Genomic DNA, 21,877 nt, shown 5'->3' on the forward strand with positions numbered 1-21,877 from the left:
CACGAATAGATTTATACATTTACGTGCTATGGTGAAAGTTCAACCTGGATTTTATAAATTGTACAAACTCGTGTGATATAATACACACAACATAGATTGAAATACATTCGTTTGTAGACGGAGGAGAATATGGCTCGATTATTTGGTACTGATGGTGTACGTGGCGTTGTTAATGAATTTTTAACACCTGAATTGGCATACCATTTGGGGCGTGCAGCGGCAACACATTTTGGTAAAGAAAAAGAACATCCTACATTTTTAATTGGTAGAGATACGCGTATCTCTGGTTCCATGTTGGAATGCGCATTGGCATCTGGCATCTGTTCTGTAGGCGGTAATGTAGTTATGGCGGGAGTCATTCCTACACCTGCTGTAGCATACCTTGTAAAGCAACAAGGTTTTGATGCGGGCGCTGTTATTTCTGCATCTCATAACCCATTCCCAGATAATGGTATTAAATTTTTTGATGGTAGTGGTTTTAAATTACCAGATGAAGTAGAAGATCAATTAGAAGTATATGTACGTCAAAGTGCAGATAATGAGTTACCTCGCCCTACAGGCGCTGGCATTGGTCGTGTAGAGTATAATGCAAATCTTGCACATCACTATGCTCACTTTGTTCGTCATACAATCGATACATCTCTTGAAGGTATGACTATCGTTTATGATGGTGCTAATGGTGCCGCTTCTAGTGTAGGTCCAGAAATCTTGTCTGGCCTTGGAGCAAAGGTTATCAATATCAATGTCAATCCAGATGGTTTAAATATCAATCATCATTGTGGTTCTACCCATATCGAAGGCTTGCAAGTAGCTGTTCAACAACATAATGCAGACCTTGGTATTGCCAATGATGGTGATGCAGACCGTTGCTTGTTAGTAGACGAAAAAGGTCAAGTCCTCGATGGCGACCAAATCATGCTATTATGCGCTCTTAAATTGAAAGAAGAAGGTAAACTAAAAGGCGATACTGTAGTTGGTACCGTTATGAGTAATATCGGCTTCCACAAAGCAGCTGAAGAACTTGGTATGAAAACCGTTTCTACTGCTGTTGGTGACCGCTATGTATTGGAATATATGCGTGAACACGATCTTTCCATTGGCGGTGAACAATCTGGTCACGTCATTTTCCTCGATCATAACACAACTGGTGATGGCATGTTGACTGCTGTTCAAGTGGCGGCTCTTGTAAAAGAAAAAGGCCAACCACTTTCTGAATTGGCTGGCATCATGACAAAATACCCACAAGTTCTTATAAACGTACGCGTTGCTACAAAGACTGGTTGGGAAGAAAACGATATCATCAAAGCTGCTATCGTAACAGCTGAAGGTGAACTTGGTGATGAAGGTCGCGTACTGGTACGTGCATCTGGTACAGAACCACTCATCCGCGTAATGGCAGAAGGTCCAGACCAAGAAGCACTACAAGCCTTATGCCAAGAAATTGCTGATATTATCGGTAGAGAACAAGGGTTAGCTGAATAAAAGTAGAAAACTCACAGAGAGAAACCATCTTTACCTAGATTGAACTTACTGTTCTTATGAGCAGTAAATCTATTCTATAATTTCATATTAAAGGAGTCCCCCTATATATGGCTTTTTACAGCTCTTTTACTGAGTTGTTAATTGGCATACATAGGGGAATTTTTTATGTACAATACAGAGCTTATAAGAATGAATCTAATTTTTGAGCATATGGAAGAATTGACTCGTTTAAATAGGTGGACATTGACTAAGATATTAATGTAAATTATAATTTACTCATGAGGCAATCATGAATTATTCATGAATTGTTAAGAGAGAACAGATTGTTAAAGTAAAAGGAGCTCTCATGGATCGGAACTTGAATTTATGGCCAAAATGCCTGAGGAACAATTACAAGTATTTGTTGATACGCTAATTGAAAAGGGTGGTAATGCTACAATTATTAAATACTACTTAGTTTAGATATAGAATTTATTATGCTATATAAACGTATAGTCGAAGTGAGGAGCATATAAAATGGGTGAATACATTACTGATAAAAATAAGATGAAATTTCAAAGTCAAGATGCGCTTAAAACTGTGGAAAATGTTATTAATGAGGCTACAGTTGCAATTGATGATAAAAGTATGACTATTAATAATTCTCCGTTGGGTGAAACTGCTGCTGGTGCATTAGGTGTTAGTGCTGGTGCTGGAGTTGGTTTTGCGGGATTGTACTTAGGTGGCTCAGTAGCTGGCTTAAGTGCAGCTGGAATTACAAGTGGTTTAGCTGCAGCAGGAGCTTTAGTCGGTGGTGGTATGGCTGCTGGAGTAGCTGTATTAGCTGCACCGGCTGTAATCCTTGGGAGTATTGGTGTAGGAGTAGCATCTCATTTAAAAAACAAAAAGTTAAGAGAAGCAAAAAACATTATTTATAAAAATGCTTTAGCAAAGCAAACTGCTATTATGAAAGCATTGAAAGAAGAGTCTGATGCGGATAAAGAAAGACTTGATTATTTGAATGGGTTAAATGTATTGCTAAAAGCTGCTATAAAAGATTTAGGTTATGATTTAGGCATTGATGCGTAATCAGGGGGAATCTATATTTGAGCCAGTTTAGATATTCTAAAGATGAGTATGATATAAATCGTATTTTAAAATTGAATCAGGATATATCAAATAAAATATCTAATGATTATGAACTTCATGAACAAAGAAATGACGCAGATGCAAACATAGAGTCAACGAAATCATTATTAATTAAGCTTGGAAAAAAGAAGGATATTGATAGAATATCGATTGAGATTGACAATAAGAAAGGAAATCGAAAGTTAAATTATAGACCTATAATACAAGATTGGGAAACTATTCTTTCAGATACAGCGGGTGAATACTCTAAGAAATTTGTGTTGGAAGATATCATGTCTAATACTGAGATTAATAATTCTATGTATGAGTATAATGCCATAAATGCGCAGTTTTCTGCTAAAACTAGTATTATAAATAAGCGGGACTTATCATTTCTTGCTATCGCAACAGCTTTACAGGTATTAAAAACATTACTTTTCCCATATGTTTCAAAAAAATTTGGTTATGGTGATAGTTTTAATCCAGATGATAGATTAGCACATAATGATAAATCTATTGAAGCTGAACATAGAAATGCTAATGATAGTTTTAGAGATCATTTTCAAGAACGTTATAAACCCGGTTATTGGATTAATATGTTATATCAAACACCTCCATATGATATAACTGCTGGATCGAAAGATTTGGGAATAAATATGGGGGGCAAAGCACATAGAATGTATACTTTAGGTCATGACCCTATTTTAGGATGGCTATTTGGAACAGCTAATATATTGACTGATTGTATTACATTTAATTCTTTTGCGAACCATCGAGTTTCTAGAGTGGATCCGTTAACTGCTAAAAAGAAAATGTTAATTACAGCTGAACAAGTTCCATTAACAATGATGTTTAAAGAGAGTTATGATATGTGCCGTGCAGATAAGTTAAATTTACCAGCAGCTGTTTTTGCTCAGGCGCTACATTATAAGTCTGATATTTTTACGAAAATGGGTTTACCAGTCCCGTTATTATCAAGCTTTAATGAAAGTTTTGCTAGTAAATTATATGATGAACATTATGATGCATTATGTTTAGCTCGTGATATGAAGATTATTGGTGCTTCTTTTATTATTTCTAAAGTGATAGACATAATTATTACACTCACACATGGACTATTTAATAATGATAATGAGCCGAAAGATCTCTATGAGGTACGAACACGAAAAATTCTTCTTATATCTAATTCGATTGCATCTTCTAGTACTATTATTAATGCCTTAATAACTAAAAACTTATGCAATCTTGATATTGGTATTGTGTTTAATACAATAAGTCGTCTTTTTTCTGATATTAGATTTATTTATAAAATAAAAGAAGAGTTTGTCATGAGTGAAATTTCTGATAGATTACAGAAAGAAATTGATGAGCTAGACTATCTATTTAATAATATTTAAATACTTTAGAATTTATAAAGGCACGTTGCTTCGAAGAAGCGCGTGCCTTTTGCTTTACTTATGACTTGGTGTCTACTGTTTGCCTGTTACAACGAGTTTATATCCATTCAAGTGAATGTTTTCACCAGTTGTGTCTTCGTTAGTTAAAGATTTTACATAGCTGTCGCCTGTAAGTGTCCAGCTAGAGTCTTTGCTGAGTTTCAGTGTAATTTCTTTTGCTGTATTGTCAGTGTTTATAGTGCCAACTAAACTAGATCCATTTGTCATGTCTAGCGCAATGGTGCTAATTGCATCGGCTACAATATTGCCGTTTAAGGCTTGGTTTGAGGCGCGAAGTGTAAGGTGACCGCCATTTTCACCGGTTTTGCCCCAACGGGAGTCGGCCGCTGCTTTCACTAGTGTTGTAGTATTGGGAGTGGAGATAGCATTGCCAGTAAGGTCTACCTCTGCAGTGGTGTTGTTCACATAGATGAAAGCGCCTGTAGCATGGGTGGTGAGTGAGTTGTTTTCTGCTTTGAGACGGGCAATACCACTTTCAGCATCACCAGAAAAGCTTTGGTATAGCATAAAACCATTGTCTTTGTAGCCTGTTACATTAGAGTTGGTAAGTGTGATGGAATTTTTGCCTTCTACGACACCAATTTCACTGTTTTTAGCTTCGCCCGTAATATAGTCAGCCGTGATATTACCAGTAGAGTAGATAATAGGGCTACCTTCACCAGATGTTGTTAATTTGGCAGCCTCTGCTGTAATGGTACCTTCGCCACGGTCTGTAGCTAATGTAGCAGAGTGAGCACCTTCAGTTGTAATAGTAAGATGTTTGCCGTTTACAGTGCCTTTATAAGTGGCATCTAAACCGCGGGAGGAATCGCTCTTTGTGTGAATGTTAGTATTTTCTACATTGATGACAGAACCTTCACCAGTGGCAAATACTGCATTCGAGCCATTGGAATTGGATGTAATATTGCTGCCTTTGATGTTGATTTGACTACCGTCGGTACCGAGTATTACTGCGTTTTGACCACGGAAATTACTATTGTCATCGCTTGTCGTATTGCCTGTTTTATCGAATACGCTGTTTTCGATGGTTACGACTGCTTTATCTTTGCCGATGAACGCATTTTGATCTGATGTTGTATTAGGTATTAATTCATGCGCAATGGCTTTATTTTCGGTTACTACCGTAGTACCTGTGAAAGTATTAGGATTAGCTTCAGCTTTTGGAACTGGCCCATTAGGTGCACTCATAGGTGGATTTCCAGCTGGTGGTGCACTTGGTATGTCTTCTGCAAAGGTTGGAAGGAATGCCAATGTAGAAAGGGCGGCACCTAATACGGCAGGAAGTACCCAACGGCGTAATTTTCTATATGAGTGTTTATGGTTTAGAGATGGTGTCCTTTTATGTGTTTTAATATTTTGTGTATTCATTGTAATCTCTCCTGTTAGACAATAAATATGTATCATATAAATTTTGATAAATATGATTGTATAAAATTTTTATAATAAGTAGTATAATAATGGTGTATGAGTGATCTATGAAATCGTTTGGCTTTATGTACCCCTATGAAAATAAGCGTTATATCTTGTGTTTAATGCTTTCATAAGGCCTAGATTCTTTACATTCATTACATCGATTTAGTATAATATAATTTAGTATGATTACAATTGTACTAGTTCTGCCACATATGAGTGAAAGGAGTTCCAAATTCGTAAAGGCGAATAGCGCAAGTACCCGCGAAGGCAGTCGTTAGGGTAGACGAGGGGAAGAGTGATCGAATCATCAGCGGATGCTCTTCCGGCACATTCATGTCGTAACAGATACTAAAAAGCCCATTGGTAACAATGGAGACAAAGTGTATCTGAATGAATTGTATTAAAGTAATAATTAATACATAATTGAAACATTAATCTAGAACATTAATCTAGAATATTAATTAGTTAGCCTTAGTTTTTGGCTGGGGCTAGAATGCCCCCAGTTATAGGAGGATATACTTATGTGCGGTATCGTAGGATACATTGGCTTTAATCAAGCATCTGATTTCTTATTGGACGGTATGGCGAAATTAGAATACCGTGGTTATGATTCTGCAGGCATCGCTGTTATCGGCCCTGAAAATGTAATTAAAATTCAAAAAAAGGTTGGCCGTCTAGCTAATCTTGAGGCGATTGTAAAAGCAGATCCTAATGAAGGGACTGTAGGTATTGGTCATACTCGTTGGGCTACTCATGGTCGTCCATCCGATATGAACGCCCATCCTCATGCATCTGAAGATGGTAAATTTGCTGTTGTTCACAATGGTATCATCGAAAACTATATGCCTTTAAAAGAAGAGCTCATCGAAAAAGGGTACCATTTCAAATCTGAAACTGATACAGAAGTAGTAGCTCATTTATTAGAGGATATGTACGATGGCGATTTCGTAAGTACTGTTCGTCGCATGCTTGATCGTGTTGATGGTGCGTATGCTCTTGAAATCATCTGTGCTGATGAGCCGGACAAAATCATTTGTACTAAAAAAGAAAACCCATTGGTTATCGGTCTTGGCAAAGGGGAAAACTTCGTTGCCTCCGATATTCCAGCAATCATTAACTACACACGTGATACATACATCTTAAACGATGGTGAATTGGCTATCGTTACACGTGATAATGTATCTGTATTTGATCGTGCAGGCCATGCAATCGATAAAGAAGTGTTCCACGTAAGCTGGAATGCAGAGGCTGCTGAAAAAGGTGGTTATGAACACTTCATGTTGAAAGAAATTCATGACCAACCAAAAGCTGTGCGTGATACATTCGGTACACATATCTCCGAAGATGGTAAAACAGTAATCTTTGATGAGTTGAATTGGACTGCTGACGATGTAGCAGCTTTCAATAAAATCCTCATCGTTGCATGTGGTACAGCATACCATGCAGGTCTTGTAACAAAACAATATATTGAAAATTTGGCGCGCATTCCAGTAAGTGTGGAAATTGCATCTGAGTATCGTTATAGCAATCCGTTGACTGATGATAAAACATTATGTATTGTTATCAGTCAATCCGGTGAAACATCCGATACATTAGCTGCTTTGAAAGAGGCTAAACGTCATGGCGCTAAATCCTTGGCAATTACAAACGTAGTAGGTTCCAGTATTTCCCGTGAAGCAGATAACACTGTGTACACATGGGCAGGTCCTGAAATCTCTGTAGCGTCTACAAAAGCGTATACTACTCAATTAGTAGCAGGCTTGTTGTTTGCTGTATATCTTGGCCAATTAAATGGTAAAATGGATCCGGCTTTAGGCGGAGAAATCCTTTGCGGTGTTAAAAGCTTGCCTACATTGATTCATGAAATCTTTGAAGTAGACGAAGATATGAAAGCCTTTGCAAAACATTATGGCTTCAAATCTGATGCGTTCTTCTTGGGCCGTGCTATCGATTATGCAGTAGCGATGGAAGGTGCTTTGAAATTGAAAGAAATTTCTTACATCCATGCTGAAGCATATGCTGGTGGCGAGTTGAAACATGGTACATTGGCTCTTATTGAAGAAGGTGTACCTGTTATCGCATTGGCTACACAAGAAGATGTGTACGATAAGATGATCAGCAACATCCGCGAAGTAAAAGCTCGTGAAGCGGTTGTAATCGGTATCGGTATGAAGGGTGACGAAGAATTGTCTAAACACGTAGACCATACAATCTATGTGCCTCGTGCAAATAAATTCATCGCTCCAATCCTCGCTGTTGTACCATTGCAATTATTGGCGTACTACGCAGCGATTACACGCGGCGCAGATGTAGATAAACCACGTAACTTGGCTAAATCTGTAACCGTAGAATAATATATAACCAACAGTGCTTCGGCACTGTTGGTTTATTTCAATATAGGGAGACTATTATGGCAGTTATATTTTCCGGCATCCAACCAAGTGGTGAATTGACACTTGGTAACTATTTGGGAGCTTTACGTAATTTCTTAGACTATCAAGATACTGATGAATGTTATTATTGTATTGTTAACCAACATGCGATTACAGTACCACAAGATCCAAAAGAGTTATTTCAAAATACTCGTAATTTGGCTGCGTTATACCTCGCTGTTGGCCTAGATCCTAAAAAGGTAACATTATTTGTTCAATCCGAAGTACCTGAACATGTAAAACTTGGTTGGGTTATGCAATCTATTAGCTATGTAGGCGAATTAGAACGTATGACACAATATAAGGATAAATCTCAAAAGCAAGGCGAGTCCATTCCAACAGCTTTGCTTACATACCCACCATTGATGGCAGCAGATATTTTGTTGTACGGTACTAATTATGTACCAGTAGGGGAAGACCAAAAGCAACATTTAGAGTTAACTCGTAACTTGGCGGAACGCTTTAACCGTCGGTTTGGGGAAACCTTTGTTGTACCAGATATCAAGGTATCTGAAGGTGGTGCTCGCGTTATGAGCTTACAAGAACCAACTAAGAAAATGAGTAAATCTGATGATAACCAAAATGCTACAATCCGTCTTTTGGATGCACCAGACTTGATCGTGAAAAAATTGAAACGCGCTCAAACTGACTCTGACAATGCGGTGCGTTACGATAAAGAAAACAAACCTGGCATTTCTAACTTGATGGGCATTTACCGTGCTATCACAAATGACAGCTATGAAGCTATCGAAGAAATGTATGCTGGTAAAGGGTATGGTGCATTTAAATCGGATATTGCTGATTTGCTTGTAGCAACACTTGAACCAATTCAACAACGATACAATGAACTCATAACAAGCCCTGAACTAGATGTCATTTTAGATGAAGGTGCTGCAAAAGCACATGCAAAAGCATCTATGATGTATCGCAAGGTTGAACAAGCGATGGGGCTTTGCCGTAAATAAGTATTTACATACACTTTTGAGGTCAATTATGACAAAACAAGAGGTAAGCGAACGATTTTCGGGTGGCCATGTAAAGCACATGGTCACCACACATAAGGCCGTACAGTGGCTAGGACGGATTCTAGGCATTGTAATTTGTGTTGCCCTCATTAAATGGGCTCCACATGATATAGGTAATCGCATGCTTTGTTATGCTTTAGTTGTTTGCTTATTATGGTGGGTACACGGGCTCGATGTGGTACTTGTATATATTTGTGAAAAAGGCTTTGTCATCAAGCAGAGACCGACAAATTTACGTGACTATTTCCGTAGTGCCATTAATTTAGACGATTACTATGTGTATGTTCCTTTTGAAAGCGTAGTTGGGTTTACACCTGACTGGAAAGAACTGCAAGCTGTCAATACGCATGGTGGCATTTATGTAGTGCCCTTAGATCTGCAACTTGCACCATATAAGGATAAAATGCGCCTTCAAGCCGCTATAAAACATTATAGAGATACCCATGATATATAATTTTGTAAATTTATTGATTTAACTATTTACAACTTTAACATGCTAAAGTATAATAGGTTCATAAGTTAAAACATGACCTAAAACATATTGTGTGGAGGATATTATGAACTGGAAAAAGATTATGGCTGTAGGTTTGGCTGCAGTTTCTATGATGGCTTTTGTAAGCGGTTGTGGTAGTGATACAAAGAATGCTGATACTCAATTACCTAAGAAAATTGTTATTGGCTTAGATGATAGCTTCCCACCAATGGGCTTTAAAGATGATAAAGGTGAAATCGTAGGTTTAGATATCGATTTGGCTAAAGAGGCTGCTAAGCGCGCTGGTATGGACGTTGAGTTTAAAGCGATTGACTGGTCCAGTAAAGAAGCAGAGTTAAAATCTAAGAAAATCGACGTATTGTGGAATGGTTTAACTGTTTCTCCTGAACGTGAGAAAAATATCTTGTTCTCCGATACGTACATGAAAGATAAACAATACATCGTTGTTCGTAACGATGATAATGCTATCAAGGGTAAATCTGATCTTGCTGGCAAGGTCGTAGGTGTACAACAAGCTAGTACTGGTGAATCAGCATTACAAAACGATCCTAGTGGTAAAACCGTTAAAGAAATCAAATCCTATGCTGATTTCGTAAGTGCATTCATGGATCTTGGTATTGGTCGTGTTGATGCAGTTATCGCCGATGGTGTTATCGCTCGTTACCTCATGACAAAAGAACCTGGTAAATACAAAATCGTAGAAGGTACTGATTACGGCGTAGATAACTTTGCTGTAGGGTTCCGTAAAGATGATACGGCATTGCGTGATAAAATCAATGGTATCTTAGCTGAAATGAAAAAAGATGGTACTGCTGATAAAATCGTTGAAAAATGGTTGGGCTCTAGCGCAGACCTAGATAAGAGCGATGCTAAATAGTACAATTCGTGATATACTAATAGTACTGTGGTCAGTATGTACAACTGATAATTAAAGAACGAAATGTACACTAGAGAAGAGGCCATGTGCCTCTTCTCTATTCGTGTTTTGAAGGAGTATTTCATGTTAGATTATTTATTGCAGATTATCCCGACCATTGCGGATGGGCTTAAAGTCACTATTGCACTGTTCTGTGTCGTATGGGTGCTATCTATACCTGGTGGTATCATATTGGCTTTACTGCGACTATCTAAGCTTCCGGTAGTCGATAAAATTGTAGAAGCCTTTGTATATCTAATGCGTGGTACGCCATTGATGTTACAAATTCTATTTATGTATTATGCGTTACCGATTATGACTGATGGCGCTATTCAAATGGATGATGCAACAGCGGCAGTGGTTACCTTCGTACTTAACTATGCTGCCTATCTTTGCGAAATCTTCCGCGGTGGTATTCAATCCATTCCACGTGGTCAATACGAAGGGGCAAAGGTACTTGGTTTTACATATGGTCAAACGATGCGCACCATCATTTTGCCACAAATGTTTAAACGCGTCTTACCACCGCTCGCCAATGAAACGATTAACTTATTAAAAGATACATCCCTCGTATACGTATTAGCTATGAACGATATCTTGCGTATTACAAAATCTATTGTACAACGTGATTTTGATATTTCTGCGTTCCTTGTGGCCGCTATATTCTATCTAATCTTTACATTTATTTTGACGAATATCTTTAATTATTTAGAAAAACGTTTCTCTGTATATGATGAGTAAGAGGTAATTATGACTTTTGTAAATATGGAACGCATAGAGAAACACTTTAATAATAATGTGGTATTGAAAGATGTTTCCTTGCAAATGAATAAGGGCGAAATCGTATCTATTATCGGTCCGTCTGGCTCCGGTAAATCTACATTTTTGCGCTGCTTAGGTCAGTTGGAAACGATTGACGGTGGTACTATTACCGTTGATGGCGTGACGTTGGCATCTACTGGTGCTAATGGTATCGTTACGTACGCTGATAAACACACCATGCATGATCTATTACTTCGCATGGGCATGGTATTCCAATCCTTCAATTTATTTCCACATATGACGGTTCTTGAAAATATTATGGTAGCGCCGCGCATGGTGAAAGGCATGAAAGAGGCCGATATTATGCCGATAGCAGAACGTCTACTTAATAAGGTAGGCCTTTGGGATAAACGCGATATGTATCCATCCAGACTTTCTGGTGGTCAACAACAACGAGTGGCCATTGCTCGTGCATTAGCCATGAATCCTGAAATTATGTTATTTGACGAACCTACATCTGCCCTTGACCCAGAATTGACAGGGGAAGTATTAAAAACAATCAAACAATTAGCCGATGATCGAATGACCATGATCATTGTTACTCATGAAATGAACTTTGCTCGCGAAGTTTCTGATCGTATCATCTTTATGGCGGATGGTATCATTCAAGAAGAAGGGGAACCGGAACAATTGTTTACCAATCCGCAATCTCCTAGAACTAAAGCTTTTTTAGAAAATATGTTATAATCCTTACCACCTATGTAATCATAGGTGGTACCTTCACATATATGAAAGGAATTTTATGAAACTACCTATCGCATTAGCATTAGCTGGTTTGTCTATTGTGTCTGGCGTTGCGTATGGTGCATCTCCTGATCATGCTACACCAAAGGCTATTGAAGCCTCTCAACAAGATGCTATTTCTGTGTTGCCAGAGCAATATAAATCGTATGCTACAAAGATGAATACGGTTGTAAAGGATACGAAAAATGGTTATACTTTCACCATTCCTTGGCGTGTAAATGATGGTGTTATGATCGATATGGATGTACGCAGTGAAAGTGAACATATACAGGGCTATTCCTTTAATTTGTCTGGCCCAAATCAAGATGATGCCTATACTGTGTCTTTTACAAAGAGAAATAATACACCGCAAGGCAATGTGTCACAAAAGGTGTGGAATACAACGTGGTACGATGTTCCAATCAAGGGTATGACGGATGAAGAATACCTTCGTATTTGGCGACAACATAGTAATGTATTTGATACTAATGATATAGTGGGCGGATTTTTCCCTAAAAAAGGGGCACAAGCAGCACGCTGGAGCCGCACGACACCAAAGTCCTATGCAGAGATGACATCTACGGAACAGGTTCACTCTATTTTTGAAGTTGAATTCATTATGGAAAAAGATCCAACGCATCGCTATAATCTCGTAAGTACGTATCCACCTATTCAGGCTAAATTTATGGAACAAGGACTTATGGAAACGACAGTTCCTTCGTTTTCCTTGCTAGATACAAAGAAGAGTAGCTCTACATTAAATAATGTTAAGAAACTATTGTCAGGTTCCAGTGATATCAACGTCGCAGAAGGTTTGAAATTCGTTAGTCCTAAAGGGTTTACACGCATTAATGACCCTAAAAAGATTACTTTCACAAAGGATAAGATTCGTCTCGACGTAGAAAGTTTTTCCGTTCCTGTACAAGCGGTGAGCACTGCTATGCCTACGATGATGGGCAAGCAGATGCTAGGTGACCAATACGTAAAATCCTTGGTGGATGTAAATAAGGCCACCATTGAACGATATGAAACACATATTATTGATGGTGCCGTTATGTTTTATGTAGCTGGGACAATGAAGAATCCAGAAGTAGCAGATACGAATACGGCGGAAACTGTTACATTCGGAGCTACGATTATTCTTGGAAATAATGGCAATGTCGGTGTAGCTCGCATGATAGCACCAATCGATACTGTGTTGACGACGCCTGAATTTATCGATATTTTAGATGGATTTAAGTTAACGAATTCTTTAAATATCAATAATTCGTCTCAAGTTCTTTAATCTGCAAAAAAATGTGCTATAATGTATATAAATCCTAATCAAAAAAAGAGGATTTTTCCTAATTCGTCTAGAATATTATAAATAGACTAAACGATTTTTAATCATATCCCTTCATGGGGATTAGAAATAGGAGGGGTTAATATGGTTACCTACAAAACTATTGTCGTACCTACTGATGGTTCTGAAAATGCTAAACGTGCACTAGAACATGCACTTGCAGTAGCAGATCGTAACAAAGCAGAATTGATTGTTGTTCATGTAGCAAATATTGTATCTGCTATTTCCAACTTTGATCAAACACCAATCTCTGGTGGTTATGTGTCTGAACAAATTGCAGAAGACATGGAAGAAACAGGCAAAGAAATCTTGAACGATGTAGTGAAAGAAATTCCTGCAGGCGTTAAAGTTAAATCTGTATTTGAAGTTGGTTCCCCAGGCCCAGCATTGTTAGCAGTTGCTAAAAAATATAATGCTGATCTTATTGTAATGGGTAGCCGTGGTCTTGGACCTTTGAAAGGCTTATTCATGGGTAGTGTAAGTAGCTATGTAACAAGTCATTCCTCTTGCCCAGTATTGGTCGTTAAATAATATCATACAATTTAAAGGCTTTGTCATTGTGTACAAAGCCTTTTTTTGTATATAATAGATATCATAAAGATAGTATTTAAATTTAGATAGATTATTAGTGTTAGTTTAGAAGAAAGGATCCCTATGATCGACGGGAACGAATCATTGTTAAAGTTAGCAGAATTGTTTAAGATTCTTGGTGATCCAACGCGCCTAAAGATTGTTGAGATACTGCTAGAAAATGAGATGTGTGTTAATCATATTGCAGAGACAATGGGCATGGGACAATCTGCTATTTCACATCAGTTGCGAGTATTGCGACAAGCTCGTCTTGTAACATATCGCAAGGAAGGGAAAACTGCATATTATTCTTTAAATGATAACCATGTAGAAGGCCTTGTACGAATGGGTATGGATCACGTATCACATCAATAGAGTACTGCCCTGGTCTATCACATTGCATTATATGAATTAGATATAAGAAAGGGGAGCCTCTGGGGGCTCCCTTTTGATGTATATATTTTTAGTATAATGGAAATATATAATAAGCGAATGTGATAAAGAGTGGCATGGTCACTGCCGATAATATGGTGGTACCCATTACGATTTGCGTAGCGTATTCTGGATTATTTTTCATTTCGATAGCGATGAGTGCCATGTTGATAGCAGTTGGTACGCTATAGGTAATGACGATTGTTTGTGCTGCAATTGGATGCATAGGACCATAGAAGATAATAAATAGTATGGTCATAATAGCAGCTAATAGGGGACTTATGATAAGTCGTAATGCACTGGCTAGCATGACGTCAGCTTTAAAAAAATTCAGTGGCGTTCTGTTAATTTGTACTCCTAAGGCTATCATCGCGACGCCAACAAAGGCGTTAGCGAAGATGTTGAGGGGAGCAAAGAAGAAGAGCCCATGAAGATCAAATGGCAATAATTGGCATAGTAAGGCTAGTGGAATGGCGTATACCATGGGCATGTGGAATACGACATTTAGTGCATCTTTCGTACTTAATCGACCTGCACCTGCTTGATAGAATCCATAGGTATTGCTCGTAATGGTTTGAATAATCATGATAGATACTACACTCACGAGCCCTAAGTTGGCATAGGGCGTAGCTCCATCGATGACATATGGGACATTAGCAAATACAAAGATGGCAAGGGCCACACCCATATTTCCTACATTATTGAACATGACACAGTTTTTTAGTGTTGCGATTTTAGCTACATCGTAGCCCTGTATGCGCCCAACAATTTCAGAAATAATAGAGTTTAGTATGAGTACACACAGTGCACAGAAAACAATTTCTAATGTACTTGAAGTGAATTTCGCCTCATACATTGCCCTAAATACGAAAGTGGGCAATAATATATAGAAATTAAGTTTGCTCAGTGTATATAAGTCAAGTTTGAATTTTTTATCTAATACAAATCCAACGCCTATAAGCATAAATATAGGAATCATGGAATTCATGAAGATATGGCCTATTAATGTTAATAAATTCATGGTCTCACCTAGAGTTCTATAATATGTATAATTGTGATTAGAATCATGGCATACTTCAGGTATAATCATAATATAATAAATTATATTGATTATATTTCATATATAGTTTATACCTGATTTCTTTATAATAGTATCATACCATAGGATGTAGTGTTTAGGTTTATATTTTTAAGCATTTATATGTATTAATTCCGTAGGGAGCAGGAGGTTGTATGAGAAAAATTCTATTAGTTTTAATGAGTATTTGTATGCTTGCCTTTGTAGTAGGCTGTGGTAATGATGCAAGTAAAACTACGGATAGCGCAAAACCAAGTACTTCTGAAAAGATTACGATTCAAGCAGCTGCTAGCCTTAAGGGGGCTCTTACAGAACTCGCTGATGCGTACAAGAAAAAGCATAACTTAGCAGATGATCAAATCATAATTAACTTTGCTGGCTCTGGCACATTGCGTCAACAGATTGAACAAGGTGCACCTGCAAGCTTATTCATTTCTGCAGACGAAAAAAATATGAAGATGTTACAAGATAAAGATTTAGTAACAGATGTAAAACCGTTTGTAACAAATGAACTCGTTCTTGTAGTTCCTAAAGGACAACCTAAAATTGAGTTACATCAAATTGCATCTGTAAAACGTATTGTTTTAGGTAATCCAGATACCGTACCCGCTGGTAACTATGGTAAGCAAGTACTAACAAAATTAGGTGTATGGGACCAAGTAGAACCTAATGTGGTATATGCTAAAGACGTTAAAGCTGTAACGGCTTCCATTAGCCAAGCAGCTGGTGATGCGGGCTTTATCTATAAGACGGATGCTATTGCAGCCGGTGATGCAGTTGAAATTGCTGCAGTAACACCTGCAGATTCTCATGATCCAGTTATCTATCCAATTGGTATCATTAAAAAATATGACAATGCATTGGCAAAAGACTTTTACCAATATGTAATGAGCCCAGAAGGCCAAAAAGTATTAGAAAAATACGGTTTCTCCACTTCTAAATAAGAGTTTAACGCTAGCTTTTAGGGCTAGCGTTTTCTTATGATACAATAGAGTTATAATTTATTATCCGGCAGAGATTCAGCAAAGAAAGGAGGCACAATATGAGTCCATTTTGGTTGTCATTGTGGGTGGCGAGTTTAGCTCTAGTTATTGTTATATTGACGGGCTTAGCTGCTTGTTACTGGATGAATCGCTGTAAGTGGAGTGGTATCGCTGTTCTAGATGCCCTAATAACATTGCCGCTCGTGTTGCCTCCAGTAGTAGTTGGCTTTGCTTTGCTAATGGTATTTACACCGGGCTATGCATTCGGCGCTTGGTTAGAATCACATGGTTTAGGCGTCGTATTTACTGCAGCGGGTGCCGTTGTAGCCTCTTCTGTTATTGCCTTTCCTTTGTTTTATCAAACGGTACGGTCCGCATTGCAGTCTGTAGACCATAATATGGAGGACGTAGCACGTACATTAGGTGCTTCAGAGCTGCGCATATTTTTTACAATCTCTGTACCATTGGCATGGAAGGGGATTTTAACGGGGAGCATATTGGCATTTTGTCGTGCTATGGGTGAGTTCGGTGCTACCATATTAATCGCAGGTAATATTCCTAAAATTACGCGTACCATGCCACTTGCTATCTATTCCTATGTAGAGGCAGGACAGTACATGGATGCCTTTGAACTCGTTATTTACATTTGTGTGCTTACATTAGCGCTATTGAGCGGTATTCACATCCTTACAAAAGGATCCTTGTTCCGTAATTTGGGGCGTAATTAGGAGGGACTATGATTACATTTTCTTTTACCATAGCAAGACCTTCTATGATTGTGAAAGCCGATGGTACTTTAGCTTCAGGAATTACGGTGTTAACCGGTTCATCTGGAAGTGGTAAAAGTACGTTTATTAAATGTATTGCAGGGTTAGTGAAACCTACAACTGGTATCATTCGATGCGATGAACGAACATGGGTTGACCGAGATCAAAATATATGGGTGCCAGCTCAAGAGCGTCAGGTAGGATATATGCCACAAGGCAATATCGTATTTCCTCATTTATCCGTGGAACACAATATTACATATAGTAAACGAGGCACACCTGATATGTGTGATTCTCTATTAAAACGTTTAGGATTAGAAAAATACCGTAACACTAAGGCGGGGCGTTTATCTGGTGGTGAACAACAACGTGTGGCTTTAGGTCGTGCACTCTATTCAAAACCAACTATATTGCTTCTTGATGAACCTTTATCTGCATTAGATTGGAACCTTCGGAAACAAGTGCGTGAGGATCTTGTTTCCATCATTCGTGAATGGGACGTACCTTGCGTATGGGTTACCCATGATGAAAGCGAAGCTGATGCAGTTGGTGATAGACACTGGATCTGTGAAGACGGACAAATTATTATACCTGAATAGTAAAACACCTTCATAAGCATGATTGCTTACGAAGGTGTTTTTGTTTTAGTGTTGTTTTATTTCGACAGATGAGTTTTCTGTATGACTTATAAATCCAACGATAGCTGTAATGACAAATGCCATTGTAAAGGTTGGTAATGTAGCACCTATTGTGCTTTCACTATGTAACATATAGTGGTATAAACCAACAGATAGGGCCCAAATAAGACCTCGTACGAGATAAGCGGATAATGTTTGTACTTGTTGGCGATTGATAAAGTAGTCCGCCAATAAGATGGCAATCATCGGTGCAAATACAGAGCCGATGAGGTATAGAAAGTCTGTAATATCGTCCATTGGATATAGGATAGCTGCAATAGTACCCACGACAGTAACGATGACGGCTATACCTTTACTAGATGCACTGTTATAGATAGTCGTACTAGATACGCCTGCAGAGTAAGCGTCCATAAAGGTTGTAGTAACGGTAGAAAAGATGATAACGATGAGGCCCGCAAGACCGAGGCCTGCATTCATCATGATCGTAATGATAGAGTCGCCGCCGCCAAAGATAGCGGCACTAAGACCTAAGGTGTACATAACGATACTTGTTACAGTGTAGACTGTAGCACTTGTAAGTGATGCGGAGAAAGGTTTTTTGCTTTCACGGGTATAATCACTGATGAGAGGTAGCCAAGATAGTGGCATGGCGATAGATAATTCAAGGGCAGCGATGAAACTCATATTTCCGCTAGTTAGAATGATACCTTCACTAGGCCATTGTGATATCATGTGAGCGCCCATGTAAAGGGTGAGACCTAATAATAGAACGGATACGATAGCTTGAATATAGCCCGTATTGTGGAGGCCGATGAAAAGCCACAAGATGACAAGCGCGCCAATAGCTATCGTCCAAATTATAGGAGATAGAGGTGCTAGTTCTTGTAAGGCTAGCATAGCATCGTAGATCATGATGCTAGTCCAGCCAATAAGTTGAAGCATATTTAAAAAGGCAAAGCCTTTAGCCCCTAGTGGACCAAAGCTGAAGGCGGTAGTATTCATACTGCCTTGCCGTAAACGTCCACCGATGAGGCCAGCTCCAAAGAGCAATACACCGCCGATAATATGCCCCAGTATGATGGCATATAGACCTTGAGTGAGCCCTAAGGGGGCTAGATAGGTTCCTGTCATAATTTCCGCTATAGATAGAGCGGCACCGAACCATATCATGGCGAACTGTGGTTGTGTAATGTGTGTGTCTTTCATACGTCCTCCTTGCCAGGAAGTCATAGAAAAAGCCGAGTCCAAAAAAGGAACTCGGCTATTAATCCTCTATGTTCCCTACGTTGGCATTATCCAAATCAGGTTATGGGTTAAAGCGATAGCTTACTCTCAGCCCACTTTTGTGAGCACCCCGTTATGGCTTCATTATAGGCTGTTAAGAGGACCCCGTCAATTATTTTCTTGCATAGATTGTATAATGATGTTATAACTAGAGTATAAAAATATATTGCCACTAGGGGTGCTTTTGCTGAGATTGACCATTCAAAACCCTAGACCTGATCCAGATAATACTGGCGTAGGAAAGTGGAGTGCAGCATAATACTAAACTATTACGAGACCATTCCATTTGGAGTGGTCTTGTTTTTATATGTTTGGAGGTATTATGAAATTACATACTGCATTGACAATTGCCGGTACTGATCCTAGCGGTGGTGCTGGCATTATGGCTGATTTAAAATCTTTTCAAAGCCGTAACGTATACGGCATGGCCGTTGTGACCTCTGTGGTGGCTCAAAATACGACGGGCGTCCACCATGTAGAACATCTATCGCTAGAGAGTATTGACCGACAATTACACGATGTGTATTCTGATATTGAACCACAGGCCGTTAAGACGGGCATGATTGCCTTACCGGAAATGATGGATCTCATTTATTCTTATGTGAGCAAGGATATTCCGTATGTAATGGACCCCGTTATGATTGCTACTAGCGGAGATCGACTCGTATCGGATGAGGCGGTACATTTCTTAAAATCTAAACTGATTCCTACCGCAACGGTTATCACACCTAATCGCAGTGAGGCTGAGGTCTTAGCCGACATGTCTATTAATTGTGAAAGTGACATAACAACGGCGGCCAATCGAATTTTACATGATTTAGGACCGCAAGTGGTCATCATTAAAGGCGGGCATATCGGTGAAGATGCAACGGATTATGCTTTCACAAGAGATGGTAGCGTTCGCACGTGGACGAGCCCCAAATATGATACAGTGCATACTCATGGTACAGGCTGTACCTTCTCAGCAGTGATTACGGCGGAACTCGCTAAAGGGCGAGACGTCATGGATGCCATTGGTATTGCGAAAGATTATATTGCTCTTGCTATCAAGCACAATCCAGCGTTAGGCAATGGGTGTGGCCCAGTTAACCACATGGCCTATGGTTTATTGGCGAATGGAACTGAAACGATGGATGAGCTCTTGAAAAAAGATGAGAGGAGATGATGCTATGAATCCATATATGCATAATCAAATTAGGCCTGAATTCAATATATTATACACATTGCGGAAGAAAAATCCTCTTGTGATTTGTATTACCAATGATGTGGTACGAACCTTTACAGCTAATGGACTACTAGCTATTGGAGCATCGCCCATCATGAGCGAATGTAGTGAAGATTTAAAGGATCTTATTGTGTATGCATCAGCACTGCTCATCAATATTGGGACACTTACACCTGAGAAGGTTGGTTACTATAAAGAGGCTATTAAACTAGCGAAGGAATATGATGTACCAATTATTCTTGATCCTGTGGGCTGTCATGCAGGAGCTTACCGATTGTCGGTGGTCTTAGATTTGATTAAGACTAGTTCTATTTCGTTATTACGAGGCAATCAAAGTGAAGTTAAGGCTGTTTATGATGCACTGAGTTCTGATAATAAGGATGAAAACTCTCCGTTAGGTAAGGGCGTTGATGGAGCGCAGGTAGCGGATAGTGCCATTATCGCATATCGTTTAGCGCGTCTTATTAACTGTCCTGTAGTAGCAACGGGCGAAGAGGATTATGTATCTGATGGAACTCGAGTCTTTGCAGTGCCTCATGGTCATTCGATTATGACTGCTGTAACGGGAACAGGCTGTCTCTTGGGGGCCGTATTAGCAGCTTTTTTTGGAATTTATGATTCCTTTAAGGATAGCTTGTCTACAGGTGAATTTTTTGCCTATGCATTGGCGTATTATGGTTTAGCTGGTGAAAGTGCTGTTAAGGTAAGTGGAATAAAACCAGGTAGCTTTAGTGTAGCCTTTATGGATGCTTTGTATACGCTAGATGATGAGGTGCTTGTATCTGAAAATCGTGTGCAGTCTATAGTTGTACCAGATCAATTACAGGTATATTTCGTGTGTGGTACACAAGATACAGAGCTTAACAAAAAACGGTTGCTCGAAATCGTAGAAGATGCTTGTCGTGGTGGTATAACCTGCTTTCAGTTTAGAGAAAAGGGCGATGGTACATTAGAAGGTCAACAGAAGTTAGAACTAGCACAACAGTTACAACATATCTGTGCCAAGTATCATGTGCTCTATATTATCAATGATGATGTAGAGCTAGCGGTCGCTGTTAATGCGGATGGTGTTCACGTAGGGCAAGACGATATGTGCTTAGAAGATGTGCGTAATATCGTAGGTCGTAAGGTAGTAGGGATATCTATCCATTCCATAGAGGAACTCCATAAGACAGATGTACTGTATGCTGATTGTGTAGGCGTAGGTCCTATGTATACAACTAGTAGCAAGCCTGATGCACAAGAACCATGCGGTCCGGAACGTACAGCTGAACTACAGGCAGAAGGATTAACCTTACCATGCGTTGGAATTGGAGGTATTACCTTAGACAATACAATGGCAGTACTCCATGCTGGTGCTTGTGGTGTAGCCGTTATATCTGCTATTGCCCATGCAGAAAATCCTTATGAAGCGGCTCGACAATTTAAAGAATTAGCATCTAGCCTTTAATAGTAAATAGTATGACTTACGACTCTTAATACATATATAACTAATAGAACACAAAAAAGACGATGACCGAAGTCATCGTCTTTTATATTGGTTCTATAATAAATGTTGGGGTGACACCACTACGGTGTCACTTCCAACATTATTTTTTTGCAAAAAATAAGCATACAAGGCTCACATACTTTACAATAAAAGTGACTAATTCCCAAAGAAAGGATGTGAGCTTATATGCCTACTACTG

At 38.9% G+C, this 21,877-nt stretch carries 20 protein-coding genes and 2 riboswitches; of the genes, 17 read left to right on the plus strand and 3 right to left on the minus strand.

Features of this window, described 5'->3' with window-relative positions:
- Positions 1–129 precede the first annotated feature (129 nt).
- The 3 genes from glmM to VIHSUH07_RS00290 all read left to right on the plus strand — a co-directional run bounded on the left by glmM (position 130) and on the right by VIHSUH07_RS00290 (position 3,986).
- A complete protein-coding gene (glmM, locus tag VIHSUH07_RS00280; protein ID WP_105083479.1) occupies positions 130–1,482 on the plus strand; it encodes a phosphoglucosamine mutase in 1,353 nt (450 codons plus the stop codon).
- Between the two features lie 516 nt (positions 1,483–1,998).
- Positions 1,999–2,550 carry a hypothetical protein gene (locus VIHSUH07_RS00285; protein ID WP_105083480.1) on the plus strand — a complete coding sequence of 184 codons (552 nt, stop codon included), beginning with the start codon at positions 1,999–2,001 and terminating at the stop codon, positions 2,548–2,550.
- A 17-nt stretch (positions 2,551–2,567) separates the two neighbouring features.
- Positions 2,568–3,986 carry a hypothetical protein gene (locus VIHSUH07_RS00290; RefSeq protein WP_105083481.1) on the plus strand — a complete coding sequence of 473 codons (1,419 nt, stop codon included), beginning with the start codon at positions 2,568–2,570 and terminating at the stop codon, positions 3,984–3,986.
- A gap of 72 nt (positions 3,987–4,058) precedes the next feature.
- On the opposite strand, the gene VIHSUH07_RS00295 is transcribed toward VIHSUH07_RS00290, so the two are convergent.
- Positions 4,059–5,414, minus strand: a complete 1,356-nt coding sequence (locus VIHSUH07_RS00295; RefSeq protein WP_105083482.1) for a hypothetical protein — start codon at positions 5,412–5,414, stop codon at positions 4,059–4,061.
- A gap of 566 nt (positions 5,415–5,980) precedes the next feature.
- On the opposite strand from VIHSUH07_RS00295, the gene glmS reads away from it, so the two are divergent.
- The 9 genes from glmS to VIHSUH07_RS00340 all read left to right on the plus strand — a co-directional run bounded on the left by glmS (position 5,981) and on the right by VIHSUH07_RS00340 (position 14,157).
- Entirely contained in the window at positions 5,981–7,813 is a 1,833-nt protein-coding gene (glmS, locus tag VIHSUH07_RS00300) for a glutamine--fructose-6-phosphate transaminase (isomerizing) (RefSeq protein ID WP_105083483.1), read from the plus strand.
- 56 nt (positions 7,814–7,869) lie between these two features.
- A complete protein-coding gene (gene trpS / locus VIHSUH07_RS00305; protein ID WP_105083484.1) occupies positions 7,870–8,856 on the plus strand; it encodes a tryptophan--tRNA ligase in 987 nt (328 codons plus the stop codon).
- 28 nt (positions 8,857–8,884) lie between these two features.
- The gene (locus VIHSUH07_RS00310; protein WP_005379491.1) at positions 8,885–9,370 is read left to right on the plus strand and encodes a hypothetical protein; all 486 of its coding nucleotides are present in this window, start codon (positions 8,885–8,887) and stop codon (positions 9,368–9,370) included.
- 103 nt (positions 9,371–9,473) lie between these two features.
- Positions 9,474–10,286, plus strand: a complete 813-nt coding sequence (locus VIHSUH07_RS00315; protein WP_005375523.1) for an amino acid ABC transporter substrate-binding protein — start codon at positions 9,474–9,476, stop codon at positions 10,284–10,286.
- Between the two features lie 123 nt (positions 10,287–10,409).
- Entirely contained in the window at positions 10,410–11,066 is a 657-nt protein-coding gene (locus tag VIHSUH07_RS00320) for an amino acid ABC transporter permease (RefSeq protein ID WP_005375469.1), read from the plus strand.
- Between the two features lie 9 nt (positions 11,067–11,075).
- Complete coding sequence (locus tag VIHSUH07_RS00325) at positions 11,076–11,834, plus strand: amino acid ABC transporter ATP-binding protein (RefSeq protein ID WP_005375312.1); 759 nt, start codon at positions 11,076–11,078, stop codon at positions 11,832–11,834.
- 55 nt (positions 11,835–11,889) lie between these two features.
- Entirely contained in the window at positions 11,890–13,155 is a 1,266-nt protein-coding gene (locus tag VIHSUH07_RS00330; RefSeq protein WP_105083485.1) for a hypothetical protein, read from the plus strand.
- Positions 13,156–13,296: 141 nt separating this feature from the next.
- The gene (locus VIHSUH07_RS00335) at positions 13,297–13,743 is read left to right on the plus strand and encodes a universal stress protein (protein ID WP_005375443.1); all 447 of its coding nucleotides are present in this window, start codon (positions 13,297–13,299) and stop codon (positions 13,741–13,743) included.
- A gap of 123 nt (positions 13,744–13,866) precedes the next feature.
- Positions 13,867–14,157 carry an ArsR/SmtB family transcription factor gene (locus VIHSUH07_RS00340; protein ID WP_105083486.1) on the plus strand — a complete coding sequence of 97 codons (291 nt, stop codon included), beginning with the start codon at positions 13,867–13,869 and terminating at the stop codon, positions 14,155–14,157.
- Positions 14,158–14,245: 88 nt separating this feature from the next.
- Here the strand turns inward: VIHSUH07_RS00340 and VIHSUH07_RS00345 are convergent, their stop codons facing one another.
- On the minus strand, positions 14,246–15,235 hold the full coding sequence (locus tag VIHSUH07_RS00345) for an AEC family transporter (protein ID WP_105083487.1): 990 nt from the start codon (positions 15,233–15,235) through the stop codon (positions 14,246–14,248).
- 212 nt (positions 15,236–15,447) lie between these two features.
- Between VIHSUH07_RS00345 and modA the strand changes: the two genes are divergently transcribed.
- From modA to VIHSUH07_RS00360, 3 genes are all read left to right on the plus strand, one after another.
- On the plus strand, positions 15,448–16,236 hold the full coding sequence (gene modA / locus VIHSUH07_RS00350) for a molybdate ABC transporter substrate-binding protein (RefSeq protein WP_105083488.1): 789 nt from the start codon (positions 15,448–15,450) through the stop codon (positions 16,234–16,236).
- 98 nt (positions 16,237–16,334) lie between these two features.
- A complete protein-coding gene (gene modB / locus VIHSUH07_RS00355) occupies positions 16,335–17,003 on the plus strand; it encodes a molybdate ABC transporter permease subunit (RefSeq protein WP_105083489.1) in 669 nt (222 codons plus the stop codon).
- Between the two features lie 8 nt (positions 17,004–17,011).
- Positions 17,012–17,641 carry an ATP-binding cassette domain-containing protein gene (locus VIHSUH07_RS00360; protein WP_005382121.1) on the plus strand — a complete coding sequence of 210 codons (630 nt, stop codon included), beginning with the start codon at positions 17,012–17,014 and terminating at the stop codon, positions 17,639–17,641.
- Positions 17,642–17,686: 45 nt separating this feature from the next.
- Here VIHSUH07_RS00360 and cytX read toward each other — a convergent pair whose 3' ends face one another.
- A complete protein-coding gene (gene cytX, locus VIHSUH07_RS00365) occupies positions 17,687–18,886 on the minus strand; it encodes a putative hydroxymethylpyrimidine transporter CytX (RefSeq protein ID WP_105083490.1) in 1,200 nt (399 codons plus the stop codon).
- A 55-nt stretch (positions 18,887–18,941) separates the two neighbouring features.
- Positions 18,942–19,047: riboswitch (TPP riboswitch) on the minus strand.
- 81 nt (positions 19,048–19,128) lie between these two features.
- Positions 19,129–19,223: riboswitch (TPP riboswitch) on the plus strand.
- Positions 19,224–19,286: 63 nt separating this feature from the next.
- On the opposite strand from cytX, the gene thiD reads away from it, so the two are divergent.
- Both thiD and thiM read left to right on the plus strand, forming a co-directional pair.
- Positions 19,287–20,129, plus strand: coding sequence for a bifunctional hydroxymethylpyrimidine kinase/phosphomethylpyrimidine kinase (gene thiD / locus VIHSUH07_RS00370; protein ID WP_105083491.1), 843 nt, complete (start codon positions 19,287–19,289; stop codon positions 20,127–20,129).
- A gap of 4 nt (positions 20,130–20,133) precedes the next feature.
- The gene (gene thiM, locus VIHSUH07_RS00375) at positions 20,134–21,639 is read left to right on the plus strand and encodes a hydroxyethylthiazole kinase (RefSeq protein ID WP_105083492.1); all 1,506 of its coding nucleotides are present in this window, start codon (positions 20,134–20,136) and stop codon (positions 21,637–21,639) included.
- The last annotated feature ends 238 nt before the right edge of the window (positions 21,640–21,877 follow it).

It is taken from the genome of Veillonella sp. T34266-5, from assembly GCF_002959815.1.
In the GTDB taxonomy this organism is placed as follows: Bacteria; Bacillota; Negativicutes; order Veillonellales; family Veillonellaceae; genus Veillonella; species Veillonella atypica.